The organism is Curtobacterium pomorum (assembly GCF_044497295.1).
Taxonomy (GTDB): domain Bacteria; phylum Actinomycetota; class Actinomycetes; order Actinomycetales; family Microbacteriaceae; genus Curtobacterium.
Map to the genome: position 1 here is coordinate 2,329,332 of NZ_CP172409.1, position 16,911 is coordinate 2,346,242.

The 16,911-nt window shown below is 70.7% G+C and carries 15 protein-coding genes; 2 read left to right on the forward strand and 13 right to left on the reverse strand.

Going from position 1 to position 16,911, the window contains the following annotated elements:
- Window positions 1–61: 61 nt before the first annotated feature.
- The 4 genes from atpB to ACGH48_RS11135 all read right to left on the reverse strand — a co-directional run bounded on the left by atpB (window position 62) and on the right by ACGH48_RS11135 (window position 3,415).
- On the reverse strand, window positions 62–922 hold the full coding sequence (gene atpB / locus ACGH48_RS11120) for a F0F1 ATP synthase subunit A (protein WP_333925860.1): 861 nt from the start codon (window positions 920–922) through the stop codon (window positions 62–64).
- Between the two features lie 107 nt (window positions 923–1,029).
- Window positions 1,030–1,521, reverse strand: coding sequence for a hypothetical protein (locus ACGH48_RS11125; protein ID WP_111083867.1), 492 nt, complete (start codon window positions 1,519–1,521; stop codon window positions 1,030–1,032).
- Window positions 1,518–2,744, reverse strand: a complete 1,227-nt coding sequence (locus ACGH48_RS11130) for an MraY family glycosyltransferase (protein WP_123312394.1) — start codon at window positions 2,742–2,744, stop codon at window positions 1,518–1,520. The genes ACGH48_RS11125 and ACGH48_RS11130 overlap by 4 nt, the downstream gene beginning before the upstream one ends.
- The gene (locus tag ACGH48_RS11135; protein WP_396288622.1) at window positions 2,741–3,415 is read right to left on the reverse strand and encodes an L-threonylcarbamoyladenylate synthase; all 675 of its coding nucleotides are present in this window, start codon (window positions 3,413–3,415) and stop codon (window positions 2,741–2,743) included. Before ACGH48_RS11135 ends, ACGH48_RS11130 begins: the two co-directional genes overlap by 4 nt.
- Before the next feature lie 37 nt (window positions 3,416–3,452).
- Here ACGH48_RS11135 and ACGH48_RS11140 point away from each other — a divergent pair, with 37 nt between their 5' ends.
- Window positions 3,453–4,103: an HAD family phosphatase gene (locus ACGH48_RS11140; RefSeq protein ID WP_185021334.1), complete on the forward strand. Its 651-nt coding sequence runs from the start codon at window positions 3,453–3,455 to the stop codon at window positions 4,101–4,103.
- Between the two features lie 36 nt (window positions 4,104–4,139).
- On the opposite strand, the gene prmC is transcribed toward ACGH48_RS11140, so the two are convergent.
- From prmC to argS, 9 genes are all read right to left on the reverse strand, one after another.
- Window positions 4,140–5,015, reverse strand: a complete 876-nt coding sequence (prmC, locus tag ACGH48_RS11145) for a peptide chain release factor N(5)-glutamine methyltransferase (RefSeq protein ID WP_396291125.1) — start codon at window positions 5,013–5,015, stop codon at window positions 4,140–4,142.
- 25 nt (window positions 5,016–5,040) lie between these two features.
- The gene (gene prfA, locus ACGH48_RS11150; RefSeq protein ID WP_111083862.1) at window positions 5,041–6,123 is read right to left on the reverse strand and encodes a peptide chain release factor 1; all 1,083 of its coding nucleotides are present in this window, start codon (window positions 6,121–6,123) and stop codon (window positions 5,041–5,043) included.
- Between the two features lie 3 nt (window positions 6,124–6,126).
- Window positions 6,127–8,397 carry a transcription termination factor Rho gene (rho, locus tag ACGH48_RS11155; protein ID WP_396288625.1) on the reverse strand — a complete coding sequence of 757 codons (2,271 nt, stop codon included), beginning with the start codon at window positions 8,395–8,397 and terminating at the stop codon, window positions 6,127–6,129.
- Window positions 8,398–8,590: 193 nt separating this feature from the next.
- Window positions 8,591–9,529, reverse strand: coding sequence for a homoserine kinase (gene thrB, locus ACGH48_RS11160; RefSeq protein ID WP_111084152.1), 939 nt, complete (start codon window positions 9,527–9,529; stop codon window positions 8,591–8,593).
- A 77-nt stretch (window positions 9,530–9,606) separates the two neighbouring features.
- Complete coding sequence (gene thrC / locus ACGH48_RS11165; protein WP_222657846.1) at window positions 9,607–10,686, reverse strand: threonine synthase; 1,080 nt, start codon at window positions 10,684–10,686, stop codon at window positions 9,607–9,609.
- A 70-nt stretch (window positions 10,687–10,756) separates the two neighbouring features.
- A complete protein-coding gene (locus ACGH48_RS11170; protein ID WP_396288628.1) occupies window positions 10,757–12,064 on the reverse strand; it encodes a homoserine dehydrogenase in 1,308 nt (435 codons plus the stop codon).
- A gap of 43 nt (window positions 12,065–12,107) precedes the next feature.
- Window positions 12,108–13,532: a diaminopimelate decarboxylase gene (gene lysA, locus ACGH48_RS11175; RefSeq protein WP_396288630.1), complete on the reverse strand. Its 1,425-nt coding sequence runs from the start codon at window positions 13,530–13,532 to the stop codon at window positions 12,108–12,110.
- A gap of 58 nt (window positions 13,533–13,590) precedes the next feature.
- Window positions 13,591–14,346 (reverse strand): LmeA family phospholipid-binding protein, encoded by a 756-nt coding sequence (locus ACGH48_RS11180; RefSeq protein ID WP_123312387.1) that lies wholly within the window; start codon window positions 14,344–14,346, stop codon window positions 13,591–13,593.
- Window positions 14,347–14,485: 139 nt separating this feature from the next.
- Window positions 14,486–16,156: an arginine--tRNA ligase gene (gene argS, locus ACGH48_RS11185; protein WP_340196393.1), complete on the reverse strand. Its 1,671-nt coding sequence runs from the start codon at window positions 16,154–16,156 to the stop codon at window positions 14,486–14,488.
- Between the two features lie 59 nt (window positions 16,157–16,215).
- Between argS and ACGH48_RS11190 the strand changes: the two genes are divergently transcribed.
- Entirely contained in the window at window positions 16,216–16,803 is a 588-nt protein-coding gene (locus ACGH48_RS11190; protein ID WP_396288632.1) for a hypothetical protein, read from the forward strand.
- Window positions 16,804–16,911 lie beyond the last annotated feature (108 nt).

The following is a 16,911-nucleotide window of genomic DNA, read 5'->3' on the forward strand; positions in this document are numbered from 1 at the left end:
GTGTTTTCCTTTCGAGGTGCGGGTCCGACGGTCGCCGGTCCCGTAGGGGGTCAGTGAGGAATCAGTGCTCGTCAGCCAGCGCCAGCTGGATGTAGACGGCGGTGAGGAGCATGAAGACGTAGGCCTGCAGCAGCGCGACGAGGATCTCGAAGAAGCTGAACGCGATGCCGAACGCGAGCGTCCCGACGCCGAAGGCCTTGAAGCCGAGCGATGCGTCGAAGAAGAAGAACTGCGTGGCCGAGAAGAACAGGACGAGCAGCAGGTGCCCGACGACCATGTTCATCAGGAGTCGCAGCGTCAGCGTGACCGGACGGAGCACGAAGGTCGAGACGAGCTCGATCGGCGTCACGATGATGTAGAGGAACCACGGCACCCCGGGCGGGAAGAGCGAGTTCCGGAGGAACGTGCCCGGGTGCTTGCGGAGGCCGGCGTAGATGAACGCGACGTAGGCGACGATCGCGAGGATCATCGGCATCGCGATGCGACTGGTGCCGGCGAGGTTCATGCCCGGGATCAGACCGGTCAGGTTCATGAACAGCACGCCGAAGAAGATCGTCGCCAGGAGCGGCAGGAATCGCTTGCCGTCCTTCTCTCCGAGGTTGTCGAAGGTGTTGCGACGAACGACGTCGAACGCGTACTCGATGAACGCCTGACCGCGGTTCGGGACGAGCTTCAGCGCGCGCGTTCCCACGAAGGCGAACACCAGGAGCACGGCGACGGCGAAGAAGCGGATGAGGACGACCCGATCGATCTCGAACGGCGTCCCGGCGAAGAAGATCGCATCCGGGAAGAACTCGTTGATCGACGGACCATGGAACTCGGCGGCCTTGCTGCTCCCCGCCGCAACGGTGTCAACCGCAGCAGAGAGGGACAGGGGAAGAGCGTGGGATAGCAGCGCTGTCTCCTGTGTCGGCGCGCGCACATCATGGCACGCGATGGTGGACGTTGTGGAGGCTTGCCCGCTCCGAGCGAAAGGCTCCGGTGGCGGACTCCGAGAAGCCTATCAGGTGCGAGAGGCTTCCCGGCTTCTCAGTTGCGGGGGGTCGGGTTCTCAGCGTCCGCGGAGCCATCGGCCCCGTCGCCGGGCAGCTGCACGCCGATCGGGATGCGGGCCTTCGCCACCGCGACGACGTCGATGACCAGGGACCCGACGACACCCGCGATGATCACGATCGCGAGCACCGGGAAGTCCACCCAGGTGCGGTCCTTCAGCGCCACGAGCAGCACGATGAAGACGATGAACTTGAGCAGCCAGGTGCCCATCACGATGCCGAAGAAGGCACCCGAGATCATCTGTCCCTTGGAGACGCGCAGCGCGACGAGGACACTGACGGCGGTCAGCCCGAGGAACACGACGCTGAGCACGGCACCGAGCAGGCCGCCGACGAGCCCGGGAGTGTCGGCGACGAGCAGTCCCACGACTCCCCCGACGATCGCCAGGGCGACGGCGAGGACCGCTCCCCAGGTGATGATGCGGCGGAACACCGGCCGGACGTGGTCGAGCGCGTTCGGTGCGGTCACGTGATGTCTCCTGGGATCGTGCGGTCGTTGGCGGCCCGGTCGAGCGGGTCGAGGCTGGCGTCCACCACGGCGGCGGAACGGTTGGCGGTCTGGGCGGCGATCTCGGTCCGCTTCCGGCCGAGCGGCGCGAACGTGGCGACCGCGCACACGGTGAAGCCGACCGCGACGAAGGTGACAACCCAGTACCAGTCGACGAACAGGAACAGCAGGCACCCGACCGCGACGGTGGCGGTCCACGCGTAGAAGATCAGCACGGCGTGGAAGTGCGAGTGCCCCATGTCGAGCAGGCGGTGGTGCAGGTGCTTGCGGTCGGCCGAGAACGGGGACTTCCCGGCACTGAGCCGCCTGGTGACCGCCAGGCCGAAGTCGAGGATCGGCACGATCAGGATCGCGAAGGGCAGCAGGATCGGGATGAAGGCCGGCAGCAGTGCCTGGCGTGTCTGCACCGCTGCCGGATCGATGTTGCCCGTGACCGACACCGCGCTCGTGGCCATCAGGAAGCCGACGAGCAGGGCTCCGGCGTCACCCATGAAGAGCTTCGCGGGGTGCCAGTTGAGGATGAGGAACCCGAAGCAGGACCCGACGAGCACCGCCGTCAGCAGGGACGGCAGGTTGAAGAAGAACTCGGTCTGCACGACCACGCGGTTGATGAAGAACGTGTAGAGGAAGAACACCCCGCCGGCGATGATCGCGACCCCCGCGACCAAACCGTCGAGTCCGTCGATGAAGTTCACCGCGTTCATCACGAGCACCACCGCCAGCACCGTGAAGATCAGGCTCATGTACGACGAGCCGACCCCCAGGGTGTTCCCGATCGGCAGCGACACGATGGCCACGCCCTGCCAGGCGAGGATGCCCGCGGCGATGATCTGCCCCGCGAGCTTCGTCATCCAGTCGAGGTCCCAGATGTCGTCAGCGACGCCCAGCACCACGATGATCGTCGCGCCCCCGAGCACCGCCAGCACGCGGCCCGGCTCGGAGAACACCAGCCGGAAGTAGTCGGTCCCCGCGATCGACGGGAACAGGAACCAGGCCGCCAGCAGCGAGACGATCACGCCGATGTACATCGCGATCCCACCGAGGCGCGGTGTCGGCGTGCGGTGCACGTCGCGTTCGCGGACCTGCGGGTACCACTTGTACTTCAGCCCGAGCTTCCACACGAGCACGCTGACCAGGAAGCTCACGACCGCCGCGATCGCCCCCGCCAGCAGGTAGTACTTCATCCGACGAGGTCGGCTCCGACGACCCGGGTGATCTCGTCGTCGGAGATCACCCCGTGCCGGACGATGCGGAACTTCCCGCCGTCCGACAGCCCCGTCGCGTCGACGATCGTCGACCCCGTGGAGGCCTCGAAGCCCTCGTGCTGGCCGATCGCGCCACCGTCGAGGTACACGGCGACGCTGTCCCCGAGCATCCGCTCGGCGGCGTCGACGTCCATCGCGGCCGGGTCGCCGGTCGAGTTCGCGGACGAGACGGCGAGCGGACCCACCTCCTGCAGGAGCTCGAGCGCGATCCGCGAGTCCGGCATCCGCAGGGCGACCGTGCCCCGCGTCTCGCCGAGGTCCCAGTCGAGCGACGGCTGTGCACGCAGGATCACGGTCAGCCCACCGGGCCAGAACTCGGCGACGAGGTCGCGCACCTGCTGCGGCACGTCGCTCGCGAGCGCGTCGAGCGTCGGCGGGCCGGGGATGAGCACCGGCGGCGGCGACTGCCGCGTCCGGCCCTTCGCGTCGAGCAGCCGCTGGACGGCGGCCGCGTTGAAGGCGTCCGCGGCGAGGCCGTAGACGGTGTCGGTGGGGACGACGACGAGGTCTCCGCGCCCGAGGGCGGCACGTGCGAGCCGCATCCCGGTCAGGAGCCCGTCGGAGTCGGTGCAGTCGTATCGGGATGCCATGACTCGACGATGATAGTGCGACACAATGGAGGACATCGTGAACGAGACCCCTGCGCCCCACCTCCTGTTCCTCTTCGACATGGACGACGTCCTGGTCCGGTACGACTGGCAGGTGCGGATGGCCGCACTCTCCGAGTTCACCGGACACGAGTTCGCGGAGCTCCGCCGGCGCTGGTGGGACTGCGGCCACGAGATGCGTGCCGAGGCCGGTGGCTTCGCCGACGGTGACGAGTACCTCGCCGCGTTCGAGCGGGCCATGGAGTGCGACGTCCCCGAGTCCGAGTGGGCGCGGATCCGCGGTGCTGCCATGACCGAGCTGCCCGAGCGCATCGAGGCCGTCCGCATCGCGAGCGAGCACGGGCGTGTCGGCCTGCTCACGAACAACGGGCCGCTCGCCGGTCGGTGGATCCACCAGTGGGCCCCCTCGCTGCCCGGGCTGTTCGGCGAGCACCTGGACACGTCGAGCAACTTCGGCGCCCGCAAGCCCGAGCCCGAGGTCTTCCTCCGCGCGGTCGAGCACCACGGCGTGCCCGCCGAGCGCACGTTCTTCGCCGACGACATGCCCGAGAACATCGCGGGCGCCCGGAGCGTCGGCATCCACGCCGTCCTGGTCGAGCGCGACACCGACCTGCGCGAGCACGTCCGCGCCTTCGTCGCGCAGCAGCGCGAGGCCTCCCCCGTCGCCTGACCGACACACCGACCGGGAGGCCCGTGGTGCGTCCGGCTACCGCGTCGCGGTGGTCGTGCGGTCGCGTCCCGTCAGGTCGACGTGCGTCTCCGGGGTCCGGAACCCCCGGCGCGCGAGCACGTCGCGGACGCCGGCGCCCTGCGGCTCGGCGTGCTCGATGACGAGCACCCCGCCGGGCACGAGCAGCCGCCACGCCGTCTCGGCCAGGGCACGCACGGCGTCGAGGCCGTCCGGTCCGCCGTACAGCGCCACCGCGGGGTCGTGGTCGCGCACCTCGGGATCGATCGGGACCGCGTCGTCCGGCACGTACGGCGGGTTCGACACCACGACGGACACCGTGCCGTCGAGTTCGGGCAGCGCGTCGGCCAGGTCACCCTCGACGAGTCGCACCGTGCCGCCGTGGGCATCGACGTTCCGACGGGTCCAGGGCAGTGCCTCGGGCGAGGCCTCGACCGCGTAGACCACGGCGTTCGGCACCTCGGTGTCCATCGCGATGGCGATCGCACCACTGCCCGAACCGAGGTCGACCGCGATCGGCGCCGGCACCGCGACCGTCCGGAGCGCGTCGATGCCGAACTGCACGACGCCCTCGGTCTCGGGCCGCGGCACGAAGACCCCGGGCCCGACCGCCAGGGTCAGCGCGCGGAAGTACGCCTGCCCGGTGATGTGCTGCAGGGGTTCGCGGGTGCTCCGACGCGCGATCGCGTGCCGGAAGCGCTCGACGTGCTCCGCCGCGATGGCGCCACCGGTCATCGCCCGGGCCTGCACGGCGCCGCGCGACGTGTCGGTCGCCCATGCGAGCAGCAGCTCGGCGTCGACCTGGGGTGTCGGGACGCCGGACGCGACGAGCGCCGCGGCCGCCTGCTCGAGCAGGCGATCCGCGGCGTACGTGAGGGGCGTGTCGGCGGTGATCCGGGCCTCCAGGCTGGGTCTGCGGTTACGCGTCCTGGTCGCCGATGGCGGCCAGACGTGCCTCTTCGTCCGCCTGGATGGCGGACTGGACGACGGGCTCGAGCGCACCGTTCATGACGCGGTCGAGGTCGTACGCCTTGTAGCCGGTGCGGTGGTCCGCGATCCGGTTCTCCGGGAAGTTGTACGTCCGGATGCGCTCCGAACGGTCCATCCCGCGGATCTGCGACTTGCGCGCGTCCGAGGCGATCGCGTCGAGCTCCTCCTGCTGCCGCGCGAGGATGCGTGCGCGGAGCACGCGCATGCCGGCCTCACGGTTCTGCAGCTGCGACTTCTCGTTCTGCATCGCCACCGTGATGCCCGTGGGCAGGTGGGTGATGCGGACCGCGGAGTCCGTCGTGTTGACGGACTGGCCGCCGGGACCGGACGACCGGTAGACGTCGATCTTGAGGTCGTTCTGGTTGATCGCGACCTCCTCCGGCTCGTCGACCTCGGGGAACACCAGCACGCCGGTCGTCGAGGTGTGGATGCGCCCCTGCGACTCGGTCTGCGGCACGCGCTGCACGCGGTGCACGCCGCCCTCGTACTTCAGGTGCGCCCAGACGCCCTGCGACGGGTCGGTGGTGTTCGACTTGATCGCGACCTGGACGTCCTTGTAGCCGCCCAGGTCGGACTCGGTGCGCTCGAGGAGCTCGACCTTCCAGCCCTTGGTCTCGGCGTAGTGCGAGTACATGCGCAGGAGGTCGGCCGCGAACAGCGCCGATTCCTCGCCGCCCTCGCCGCCCTTGATCTCCATGATCACGTCGCGCCCGTCGTCGGGGTCGCGCGGGATGAGCAGCCGGCGGAGACGCTCCTGACGCTCCGCCAACTGCTCCTCGAGCCCGGGGACCTCGTCCGCGAACGCCGAGTCCTCACGCGCGAGCTCCTGAGCGGCGGCGAGGTCGTCCCCCGCCGCCTGCCAGGACTCGTACGCGGACTTGATCTGGTTGAGCTCGGCGTAGCGCCGGTTCACCTTCTTCGCCCGGGCCGCATCGGCGTGGAGCGCGGGGTCCGACAGCTGCTGCGTCAGGTCCTCGTGTTCCGCCAGCAGCCCTGCCACCGACTCGAACACGCGTTACTCCTGGTGACCGTTGTGGTGGGCGCCGCCGGTCGTCGGGACCGACTTCTGCACCTGCACCAGGAACTCGACGTTCGACTGCGTCTCCTTGAGGTTCCGCAGCACGATCTCGAGGGCCTGCTGCGGGTCGAGCCCGGCGAGGGCCCGACGCAGACGCCAGGTGATCTTGACCTCGTCGGCGGAGAGCAGCTGCTCCTCGCGACGGGTGCCGGAGGCGTTGACGTCGACGGCCGGGAAGATCCGCTTGTCCGCCAGGTGACGGTTGAGGCGGAGCTCCATGTTGCCGGTGCCCTTGAACTCCTCGAAGATGACCTCGTCCATCTTGGAACCGGTCTCGACGAGCGCGGTGGCGAGGATGGTCAGCGAGCCGCCGTCCTCGATGTTGCGCGCCGCACCGAAGAAGCGCTTCGGCGGGTAGAGCGCCGCCGAGTCGACGCCGCCGGAGAGCACGCGGCCCGACGCCGGGGTCGACAGGTTGTACGCACGGCCCAGACGGGTGATCGAGTCGAGCAGGAGCACGACGTCGTGGCCGAGCTCCACCAGGCGCTTCGCGCGCTCGATGGCGAGCTCGGCGACCGTGGTGTGGTCCTCTGCCGGACGGTCGAAGGTCGAGGCGATGACCTCGCCCTTCACCGTGCGCTGCATGTCGGTGACCTCTTCGGGCCGCTCGTCGACCAGGACGACCATGAGGTGCGCCTCGGGGTTGTTCTTCGCGACCGCGTTGGCGATGGCCTGCAGCACGACGGTCTTGCCGGCCTTGGGCGGCGAGACGATCAGGCCGCGCTGGCCCTTGCCGATCGGCGACACGAGGTCGATGATGCGGGTGCTCAGCTTGCCCGGCTCCGTCTCGAGGCGCAGGCGCTCGTTCGGGTACAGCGGCGTGAGGTCGGAGAAGTCGACGCGGGCCGCTGCCTCTTCGGCGGTCTGGCCGTTGACCGAGTCGACGGTCACGAGCGCGTTGTACTTCTGACGGCTCTGCTGCTCGTTGTCACGGGGCTGCTTGATCGAGCCGACGACGGCGTCGCCCTTGCGCAGGTGGTACTTCTTCACCTGGCCGAGCGAGACGTAGACGTCGTTCGGTCCGGGCAGGTAGCCCGTGGTGCGGACGAACGCGTAGTTGTCGAGGACGTCGAGGATGCCCGCGATCGGGATCAGGACGTCGTCCTCGGTGACCTCGGGCTCGAAGTCGTCGTTCTGGCCACCGCGGCCGCGCTTGCGGTCCCGCTGGCGACGGCTGCGGCCACCCTCGGAGTCGTCGGCGTTCTGCTGGGCCTGCTGGCCCTGCTTCTGCTGACCGTTCTGCTTCTGCTGGTTGGCCGCCTGCTGCTTCTGCTCGGCGCGGTCGTCCTGCCTCTGGTCGCGCTGCTTGGCGTCGTTCTGCTTGGCCTCGGCCTGCTTGGCGTCGGCCTGCTTCTGCTGGTCGCCGCCGTTCTGCTTCTGCTGGCCGCCCTGCTGGTGCTGCTGGCCGTCCTGCTGCGGCTGCTGGTCAGCGTTCTGCTCGCCGTTCTCGGCGTTCTGCCCACGGCCACGACCGCGACCACGGCTGCGACGGCCGCGACGCGAACCGCTCTCGCCCTGCTGGTCGTTCTGGTCGTTCTGCTCGCCGGAGTCGGCGGCAGCGGACTGGTCCTGCGACGCACCCTCGGTGCTCTGCTGGTCGTTCCGCGCCTGCTGGTCGTCCTGCGCAGGTGCCGAGGTCGGCGTCTGCTGGTCGGCCGACTCGTTCGGCTGCTGGGCCTGCTGGTCGGAACCGCGCTGGCCACGGCCGCGACGCTGCCCACCGGTCTGCGTCTGGGCGGCTTCCTGGGCGTCCTTCTCGGCACGCACCTGGTCGAGGCCCGCGAGCAGGTCCTCGGTGCCGGTGTGGCCGGCGTTGGTGTGCTCGGCGGCCGAGGTCGGGCCGGCGTTCACGGTGCCCCCGGACGACGCACGACGCGAACGGCGGGCACGCGACGGCGCGGCCGGCTCGGACTCGACGGCGGGGGCCTCGGGGTCGGCGACCGGAGCGGTCGGCGCCTCGGCTGCGGGTTCCGGCAGCGTCGGCTGCTCGGTCACCGGGGCCGTGACGGGGGTCGCGGCGGGCGCTGCCGCGGCGGGGGCGTCGTCCGTCACGGGGCGCTTGTCCTCGATCGAGGCGATGAGGTCGCCCTTGCGGAGCTTGGAGAGCCCGGTGATTCCGAGCGAGGAGGCGATGCGCTGGAGTTCCGGCAGTCGGAGGGCGCGCAGGTCGCTGGGGATCTCCACCTGGGCGGAGTTGTTGTCGGTCAAGGTCGGTGTTTCCTTTCGAACCGCAGAACGCGGAGAGTTTCCACCGTCCCGGATGCACGGGTATGCATCGACCGCCGTTCAGACGACGGACCGGGATTCGGTGATCAGAAAGAGAGTGCCCCCGCGCACCGGACCCTGCGCTGCGTCGGAGCTGGCCACGGGATGGACCCCATGGCACGAGCAGTCCGGGCGACTACGCGGGTTCGGCTTCGAGCGCCGAGTGCGCCACCACTGTAGCACCACCGAGATCGACGGCCAGCATGAGCGCCCGCCAGTCGGATTCCCCGTGCCGGGCGACGAGATCCGCGGCGGTGAGCCGTTGCGCCGGGTCGCTGCCGAGCACGAGCAGGCTCGGTCCCGCCCCGGACACGACGGCCGCGAGCCCGTGCTGACGGAGCAGTCCGATCAGTGCGTCGGTCTCCGGCATCGCGCTGGCCCGGTAGGCCTGGTGCAGACGGTCCTCGGTCGCGGCGAGCAGGAGCTCGGGGCTCTGGATGAGCGCGGCGACGAGCAGTGCGGAGCGGGAGACGTTGAACGCGGCGTCGGCGTGCGGGACGTTCTCGGGCTGCAGGGAGCGGGCCAGCTTCGTCGACAGCGTGGACGTCGGCACGAACACGACCGGTGCGACACCGCGGTGCACCAGGAGCCGCTTGTAGGCGGGTCCTTCGGCCGTCATCCACGCGATGGTGAGCCCACCGAACAGTGCGGGGGCGACGTTGTCCGGATGCCCCTCCATCTCGGTGGCCAGGCTGAGCAGCGTCGAGGCGTCCAGGTCGACGACGCCCTCGAGCAGCCCGCGGGCCGCCATCAGGCCGGCAACGATCGCGGCCGCCGAGGAACCGAGCCCACGGCCGTGCGGGATCGCGTTCGTGGCGTGCAGTTCGAGGCCGGGCTGGTCGACGCCGGCGTGCTCGAGACCGCGGCGGACGGCGCGCACGACCAGGTTCGTGTCGTCGGTGGCGACCTCGCCCGCACCGACGCCCTGCACCGTGACGGTGGCGCCGGGTTCCGGGCGGACCCGGACGACGACCTCGTCGTACAGCGAGAGCGCGAGGCCGAGCGAGTCGAACCCCGGGCCGAGGTTCGCGGACGTCGCCGGCACGCGGACGCGCACGGCCCGTCCGGCGGGCACAGCGTGGACCGCCCGTCCGGCCGGTACAGCACTGTGGGCGGTGACGCCCTCCCCCGGTCCGGACGAGCGGTCGAGGCTCACTGCGCCGAGACCAGTCCGAGCACGTCCGCGATCGACTTGGTGTCGACCGGCACGCTCGTCGGGGTGACCTCGCTGCCGTCCTCGGTGCGCAGGGCCCACTGCGGGTCCTTCAGGCCGTGGCCGGTGACGGTGATGACGACCTTCGCGCCCTTCGGCACGATGCCGGCGTCGGCGCGCTCGAGCAGCCCGGCGACACCGATCGCCGACGCGGGCTCGACGAAGACGCCGACCTCAGCCGACAGGATGTGGTGCGCGGCGAGGATGGCCTCGTCCGAGATGGCGCCGAAGTAGCCGTCGGTCTCGTCGCGGGCCTCGAGGGCGAACTGCCACGAGGCCGGGTTGCCGATGCGGATCGCCGACGCGATGGTGTCCGGGTTCTTGACGACCTCGCCGCGGACGATCGGCGCGGAGCCGGCGGCCTGGAAGCCGAACATGCGCGGGAGCTTCGTCGTGCGGCCCGCGGCCACGTCCTCGCGGTAGCCGCGCGAGTACGCGGTGTAGTTGCCCGCGTTGCCGACCGGCAGGAAGTGGAAGTCCGGGGCGTCGCCGAGCACGTCGACGACCTCGAACGCGGCGGTCTTCTGGCCCTCGATGCGGTCGTTGTTGACCGAGTTGACGAGGTGCACCGGGTAGTTCGCCGCCAGGTCGCGGGCGATGTCGAGGCAGTCGTCGAAGTTGCCCTGGACCTGCAGCAGCTGCGCGTCGTGCGCGACGGCCTGGCTGAGCTTGCCCATGGCGATCTTGCCCTCGGGCACGAGCACCGCGGCGGTGATGCCGGCGTGCGTGGCGTACGCGGCGGCCGAGGCGCTCGTGTTGCCGGTCGAGGCGCAGATGACGGCCTTCGCACCGTGCTCGACGGCCTTCGAGATCGCCATCGTCATGCCGCGGTCCTTGAAGGACCCGGTCGGGTTCATGCCCTCGAACTTGACGTAGACCTCGGCGCCGGTGCGCTCGGAGAGCCGACGAGCCGGGATGAGGGGCGTACCGCCCTCACCGAGCGTGACGATCGGCGTCGCCTCGGTCACGTCGAGTCGGTCGGCGTACTCGCGCAGGACTCCCTGCCACTGGTGGGCCATCAGGCTTCTCTCTCTGTCCGGTGGGTCGGTCTGGTTTCGGTTCGGGGTCGGCCTGGAGGCCCGTGGTGCGTCAGGCGCCGACGAAGCGCAGGACGCTGGTCACGTCCAGGACCACGTCCTCGCCGCGGAGCGTGCGGACGGTGTCCGCCAGGTCGGCTTCGCGCGCCAGGTGCGTGCCGATGACGAGCGCGGCAGTCCCCTCGGAGGCGCCCGCGGTGGTCTGTTCGACGGTCTCGACGCTCACGCCGTGCTTCGCGAGCACGCCGGCGACCGTCGACAGCACGCCGGGGGCGTCCGTGACGTGCAAGGTGATCTGGTAGCGCGTGCGGACGGTGCCGATCGGGAAGACGGGCAGGTCCGACTGGGTCGACTCCGCGACGCCCGGGCCGCCGATGACGTGCCGACGTGCGGCGGACACGAGGTCACCGAGCACGGCGGAGGCCGTCTCGACGCCACCGGCACCGGCACCGTAGAACATGAGGTCGCCAGCTGCTTCGGCCTCGACGAACACCGCGTTCTTCGCACCGTGCACGCTCGCCAGGGGGTGCGACTCCGGCACGAGGGCCGGGTACACCCGGGCGCTGACGCCCTCGCGGCCGTCCTCGTCGGTCAGTCGCTCGGCGGTCGCCAGGATCTTCACGACGTAGCCGGCCTTGCGCGCGGCACGGACCTGCTCGATCGTGACCGACGTGACGCCCTCGCGGTGCACCGCAGCCAGCGGCACCGAGGTGTGGAACGCCAGCGAGGCCAGGATCGCGGCCTTCTGCGCGGCGTCGTAGCCCTCGATGTCGGCGGTCGGGTCGGCCTCGGCGTACCCGAGGTCGGTCGCGGTGGCCAGGGCGTCCTCGAACGTGCTCCCCTGCCGGTCCATCAGGTCGAGGATGAAGTTCGTGGTGCCGTTGACGATGCCCATGATCCGCTCGATGCGGTCACCGGCGAGCGAGTCGTGCAGCGGTCGGATGATCGGGATCGCACCGGCGACGGCGGCCTCGTAGTACAGCTGCGCGCCGACCTGCTCGGCCACCGCGAAGAGCTCCGGACCGTGGGTCGCCAGGAGCGCCTTGTTGCCCGTGACGACGTCCGCGCCGGACTGCAGCGCCTGCAGCACGAGCGTGCGCGCCGGCTCGATGCCACCGATCAGCTCGACGACGATGTCGGCACCGAGGATGAGCGATCCGGCATCGGTCGTGTAGAGCTCACGGGGCAGGTCGACGTCGCGCGGGGCGTCGACGTCGCGCACGGCGATCCCGACGAGTTCGAGGCCGGCACCCGCGCGGGAGGCGAGTTCGTCGGCGTGCTCGAGCAGGAGCCGAGCGACCTGGGACCCGACCGAGCCGGCCCCGAGCAGCGCGACGCGGACGTTGCGGTATTCGATCATCTGGTGTGGTTCCTGTCGGTGGGGGTGAGCCCTGTTCATCGGGTCAGTGGCCGGTGCCGGCGTGGGGTACGGGCACGACCCCGGTGTCACGGGCGAGGAGGTCGTCGATCGACTCGCCCCGCACGAGGATACGGGCTGCGCCGTCCGCCACGGCGACGACCGGCGGGCGGCCCACGTGGTTGTAGTTGCTCGACAGCGCCCAGCAGTACGCACCGGTGGCCGCGACGGCGAGCAGGTCACCGCGCTGGACGTCTCCGGGCAGGTACTCGTCGTTGACCACGATGTCCCCGCTCTCGCAGTGCTTCCCGACGACGCGCGTGAGCACGGCCGGCGACTCGGACGTCCGGGCGAGCCGGGCGGTGTAGTCCGCGCCGTACAGGGCCGGGCGGGCGTTGTCGCTCATGCCGCCGTCGACGGACACGTACGTGCGCGTCGCGTGACCCGCGTCGTCGCCGGTCTCGAGCGTGACGGGCTTGATCGTCCCGACGCGGTAGAGCGTGATGCCCGCCGGGCCGACGATGTAGCGACCGGGCTCGACCGCGACCTCGGGCACGGGGATGTCCCGCTCGGCACAGGCCTCGGCGATGATCGCGGCGAGGGCATCGGCAACGTCCTCGGGCGCGAAGGCGGAATCGGCCTCGGTGTAGTCGATGCCCCAGCCGCCGCCGAGGTTCAGCTCGGGCACCGGACCGGTCTCGACCAGGGTCGCGTGCACGTCCATCAGGCGTCGGGCGGCCTCACGGAACCCGGACTCGTCGAAGATCTGCGAACCGATGTGCGAGTGCAGTCCGACGAACACGAGCGACGACTCGGCGCGCACCGCCTCGGCCGCGGCCACGGCCTCGGTGAGCGGGATGCCGAACTTCTGGTCCTCGCGCGCGGTGGCCAGGTACTCGTGGGTGGACGCGTGCACGCCGCTGTTGATCCGGATGCGCACGCGCTGCACGACCCCGGCGTCCGCCGCGGCACGGGCGACACGCTGGACCTCTTCGTGGCTGTCGAGCACGATCGTGCCCACGCCGACCTCGACCGCGCGGGCGATCTCGGCGTCGGACTTGTCGTTGCCGTGGAAGCCGAGCATCGCCGGGTCGATGCCGGCGGCCAGGGCGACCGCGAGCTCCCCGCCGGTGCAGACGTCGACGCGCAGGTCGGCCTCGGCCATCCACGCCACGACCTGGGTCGTCAGGAACGCCTTGCCGGCGTAGTAGACGTGGGCGCGGGTGCCGATGCCCTCGAACGCCTCGGTGAACGCGTTGCGCACGCGGACCGCACGGGACTGCACGTCGCGCTCGTCGACGACGTAGAGCGGGGTGCCGTACTGCCGGACCAGGTCCGTCGCGGTGACACCGCCGATGGCCAGGTCGCCGTCGTCGGTCCGCGTCGCGGACGCGGGCCAGATCCGGTCCACCAGCTCGGAGGCGTCCGTCGGGAACCGCAGTCGCGGCGGTGCAAGGGGGTTCTCGCTCACGGGACCCGATCCTACCGACGCTGGACGGGCCTCCCGGCCGCGTTACGCAGCCACGGGATCAGCCGCAGCTGCCGACCGTCTGCAGACCCTCCTCGTTGAGCGGCAGCGCGTCCGCGGTGACGCGGACCGTCGCGTCGGCCTTCGAGACGTCGAGCGAGCGCACGCGGAGCGATTCGGGCAGGAACTGCGCTGTGCAGACCTGCACCGGCACGTTCGTGACGCCGGGGATCGAGTCCACCTTGAGGCCGAGGTCCGAGTTGGTGATCCGCACGCTCTTCGGGGTGATCGTGATGCCGCGGCCGTCGTCCTGCGCGACCACGTCGCCCTTCGCCGCGTAGGTGATGTCGTAGCCGAGCACCGCGGTGGAGCCGGACAGCTCGACGCCGCCGTCCACCAGGGAGAGCCGGTCGAACAGCGGGCTGTACTTCGACAGGTCCTTCACGCTCGACGACGCCAGCGTGACGGTGCCGTCCACGTCGCGCACGTCGCCCTTGCCGTCCACCGGGACGTCCCGCGCGGTGACGTCGGCGGCGAGCGGGATGCCGTCGACGGTGAGCTTCGATGAGGAGATCTCGACCCGGTCGAGCGTGCCGCCGATGAGCTGCGGGATGACGATGCCGTCGGCGTGCGCCTCGACCTGGCCCGTGGTGCCGTCGGGCAGCGACTGCTCGACCTGCTGCGCGATCATGCGGTCGACGACCCCGCGGAGCACGAACTCGGCGATCACGACGAGGGCGGCGAGCACGACGACGACCACGATCAGGACGACGGGCCAACGGCGGCGCTTGCGGGGGCGTTCGGTGGCGGCGGACATGCCTCCCACCCTGCCAGGTGGTCCCGTCAGCCCGCCTGGAGGCACGGTGCAGCGGTCTTCCACACCGTGGAACGGACACAGCACCGCGGGATTCTGCGGTGCTGTGTCCGGAACCTGGTTCCGGGGGGCGGGCGCTCCGCTACATGCGGGACGGAGCGCTCACGCCGAGCAGGCCGAGGCCGTTGCGGACGACCTGGCCGGTGGCGTCGTTCAGCCACAGGCGCGTGCGGTGCAGGTCGGTGACGGGCTCGTCACCGAGCGGGGTCACGCGGCAGGCGTCGTACCAGCGGTGGTACAGGCCCGCGAGCTGCTCGATGTACCGGGCGATGCGGTGCGGCTCACGGAGCTCTGCGGCGTGGCGCACCACGCGCGGGTACTCGGCCAGGGCACCGAGCAGCGCGCCCTCGGAGTCGTGCGTCAACAGCGAGGCATCGAACGCGGACCGGTCGACGCCGGCGGCCTCGGCGTTGCGGGCCACCGACTGGGTGCGCGCGTGGGCGTACTGCACGTAGAAGACGGGGTTGTCGTTCGTCCGCTTCGTGAGCAGGTCGAGGTCGATGTCGATCGCGGTGTCGCTGGCGAACCGGACGAGCGAGTACCGGCCGGCGTCGACCCCGACGGCGTCGACGAGGTCCTCCATCGTGACGATGGTTCCGTTGCGCTTCGACATGCGCATCGGCTCGCCGTCCTTGAGCAGGTTGACCATCTGCCCGATCAGGATCTCGAGGTTCGTGCCCGGCTCGTCACCGAACGCCGCGCACATCGCCATCATCCGGCCGACGTAGCCGTGGTGGTCCGCGCCGAGCATGATCAGGTTGCGCTCGAAGCCGCGCTCGCGCTTGTCGAGGTAGTACGCCAGGTCGCCGGCGATGTACGCGGGTTCGCCGTCGGACTTGATGACCACGCGGTCGCGGTCGTCGCCGAAGTCGGTCGTGCGGAGCCACTCGGCGCCCTCGGCCTCGTACATCACGCCGGCCGAACGCAGACGGGCGATGGCGCGCTCGACGGCCTTCGACTCGTGCAGGGCGTTCTCGTGGAAGTAGACGTCGAAGTCCACACCGAAGTCGTGGAGCGACGACTTGATGTCCGCGAACATGAAGTCCACGCCCTCACGTCGGAAGACCTCCTGCGCCTCGTCGCGCGGCAGGTCCTTGACGTCGGTCGACGGGTCGAGCGTCGCGATCACACGCGCAGCGATCTCGGAGATGTACGCGCCGCCGTAGCCGTCCTCCGGCGTGGGCTCACCGAGCGCCGACGCGACGAGCGAGCGGGCGAAGCGGTCGATCTGCGCGCCGTGGTCGTTGAAGTAGTACTCGCGGGTGACGAGGCCGCCCTGCGCCTGGAACACGCGGGCCAGACTGTCGCCCACCGCGGCCCAGCGCACGCCGCCCATGTGGATCGGGCCGGTCGGGTTCGCCGACACGAACTCCAGGTTGATCCGGACGCCGTCGTACAGGTCGCCGCGCCCGAAGGACTCGCCGCCCTCGACGATCGTGCGGGCGATCTCGCCGGCCGCCGCCGCCTCGAGCGTGATGTTGATGAACCCCGGGCCGGCGACGTCGACCGAGGCCACGCCGTCGAGCTCGGTCAGCTCACCGGCGATCTCCGTCGCGAGCTCGCGCGGGTTCGTGCCGATGCGCTTCGCGAGCTGCATGGCGGCGTTCGAGGCCCAGTCGCCGTGCGCGCGGTTCTTCGGCCGCTCGAGCACCACGTGGGAGTCCCCGATCGTCACGGTCTCGGACGCGCCTCGTCGCTCGACGATCCCGGTCAGGATCGACAGGTACGCGGCGGAGAGTTCGGCAGGAGTCACGGCGGACGAGTCTACCGGGACACCCAGGTGCACGCCGGACGATGGGCCATCATGTCGGCATGACCACCCGAAGCCGTGCCCGGGCGTGCTCCGTCGCCGTCGTCACCGCCGCAGCAGCACTCGCCCTGTCGGCCTGCTCGAGCGGCGGCGACAGCGACCCGACGCCCAGTGCGACCCCGGTCGGTACGGCGGTGGCCCAGACGTGCGCCGAGCTCCTGCCGACCGAGGCCCTGTCGGTGTACGGCACGACCTTCGCGCTCGACGACTCCTTCACCCCGGCGAAGGGCTCCCCCGCCGCCACCATCGCGAAGCAGCGGGGCCGCGTCTGCCAGTTCGTCGCCACCGACGACGACACCGAGACGATCACCCTCGCCGTCGCCCACCTGCCTGAGAAGTCGCTCACCAACCTGAAGGACGCCCTGTACGACCGGGGCGGCTCGGTCCCCACCTACCGCGTCGAGGGCTACTTCGCGCTGAACGACGACGTCGGCCGCGCGGACGCCTTCGCGGACCCGTACTGGATCACAACGCAGTCGACGCTGTTCACCGAGCCCGGCGGTGCACAGCCGGTCGTCGACGCGGTCCGCGCCGCGCTGCAGCCGACGGCGTCGGCGACGGCGACGGCGACGGCGACGCCGGCTGGCTGACGCCCACGAGCTGACGCGGCCGCGGGCTGACGCGACCACACACGGTGCCGGGTCCGCCATCCGGTGCGAGGTTGCACACGTGGTGCGCGTCTACAGCGGCGCACGGAA